At 53.2% G+C, this 1,960-nt stretch carries 1 protein-coding gene and 1 pseudogene; both read right to left on the reverse strand.

Annotation, left to right across the window (positions count from 1 at the left end; translation table 11 throughout):
* Positions 1-254: pseudogene (locus D5S03_RS02675) on the reverse strand (lactate utilization protein); the annotation flags it as partial.
* Between the two features lie 34 nt (positions 255-288).
* Positions 289-1,503 carry an acetate kinase gene (locus tag D5S03_RS02680; RefSeq protein ID WP_287042606.1) on the reverse strand — a complete coding sequence of 405 codons (1,215 nt, stop codon included), beginning with the start codon at positions 1,501-1,503 and terminating at the stop codon, positions 289-291.
* Positions 1,504-1,960: the final 457 nt, after the last annotated feature.

The raw sequence follows: 1,960 nt of genomic DNA on the forward strand, positions 1-1,960 counted from the left end.
GTAAGCCCGGAAAGGTTCTTGTCGTCCAGGGCCGGGGCAGCGATAACTTTTTCTCCAGGCTTAATTTCACACAGCTGCTGGGCCTCGTCAGAGACCGGCAGTTCACAGCCGGCCATGAGAAACTGACAGGCCTCCTTGTCCACGCAGATGTTGACCGTATAGTCGAAGGCCTCCTGCATGCTTTTGATATGCCGGACTTCTGCTGATACAGCCTTGGCCTTGGCAGTAAAGGTTTCCACCATTTCATTTTGCATTTTGTACCTCTATGATTGATGGTTCACGGTTGAACTATGAACTGGACAGGACTTGTGCAGTCTGGGTGGCTATTTCCAGTTCTTCGTTGGTGGGGATGACCAACACTTTTACCCGGCTTTCCGGGGAGCTTATTTCACATATCTCACCTCTGCGGACTTCCTGGTTGCGCTTTTTATCCAGGACTACCCCCAGACCGGACAGAGTGGCGCAGGAAAGCTCGCGTACCCGCTCATCGTTTTCGCCGACTCCGGCAGTAAAGCAGATGGCCTGGGTTTTGTCCAGTATGGCCATGTACTGACCTATGTACTGGGTCACCCTGCGGCAGAATATCTTCAGGGCCAGCTCAGCATCGCTGTCCCCTTTGTCTATACGGGCGTGGATGTCGCGCATGTCATTGTCGCCGCACAGTCCCAGGAGGCCGCTTTTCTTGTTCAACAGGTTGTCTATGTCCTGAATGGAATACCCCTTTTTGTCCGCCAGAAAAGCATGCAGGGCCGGGTCCACGTCACCGCTGCGGGTGCCCATGACCAGCCCGGCCAGAGGAGTCAGGCCCATGCTGGTGTCCACACAGCGACCCTGTTTTACTGCCGCCATGGAGCATCCGTTGCCCAGGTGCACGGTGATGCAGCTGGTCTGTTCCAGGGTCTGGCCCAGAGTAGCAGCGCACTGCTTGGCCACATACAGGTGTGAGGTGCCGTGAAAGCCGTAGCGCCTGATTTTCAGTTCGCTGTAAAGCTCTGCAGGTATGGCCATGCGGTAAGCCTCAGGAGGCATGGTCTGGTGAAAGGCGGTATCGAACACGGCCACATTGGGAATTCCGGGCATAAGCCTCTTGGCTGTTTCTATGCCGGCCAGCCCGCCGGGGTTGTGCAGCGGGGCCAGGGGTATCTGGGCCCGGATGCCTTCTACAACGTCATCATCCACCAGGATGGGTGTGTTGAAGTCTTCACCCCCGTGAACAATGCGGTGGCCGATGCCGTTTATGCTGGAGACGTCCTTTATTACTCCGGTCTGCTCTCCGGTGATGAGTTTTACCACCAGGTCCAGGGCTGTGGAGTGATCCGGGATGTCTTGTTCGTTTGAAAACACCTGGCTGGTGTCCGTTCCAGGCAGGCGCTCATGTTTGTAGGCTGAACCGGACTGCCCGATGCGCTCCACCAGCCCGGAGGCCAGAAGGGTTTTGTCCTGCATCTCCAGGAGCTGATATTTTACAGATGAACTGCCAGAGTTCAGTACCAGAATGATCATAATTTTATCCTAATCCTTTAATCCTTGAATGCTCAAATTTCTCAATTCCCGAATTCCTAAATTCCAGGTAACTATTCACCATGGTCCGGGAACTTTGCAAACAGGACGTAAAAACTCACTCCAAGGAAGCGTAAATCAAAACCTACACACTGGTTTGATAGGCAGGATATATTCTGTAGCATGCTTTGAATCAAGTTCGGTGTTTTACGGTGTTGATTAACGCTTCCTACGTCGTTCAGACAGTTTACGCCCAATTTGCAAAGCCCCCGGACCATGAATCCGCAACCAGGCGTTTTATCCAGCTGATGCAGATGGTGAATAGTTACAATTCCAGAATCCCAAAATCCCCGAATTCCTCAATCCGAGAATCCCTAAATCCCTCAATCCGAGAATCCACAAATCACGCATGCTGGGCCTGGATGGCGGTGATGGCCACGGTGTTCAAAATGTCGGCCAC

The organism is Desulfonatronospira sp. MSAO_Bac3 (assembly GCF_003838035.1).
Taxonomy (GTDB): domain Bacteria; phylum Desulfobacterota; class Desulfovibrionia; order Desulfovibrionales; family Desulfonatronovibrionaceae; genus Desulfonatronospira; species Desulfonatronospira thiodismutans.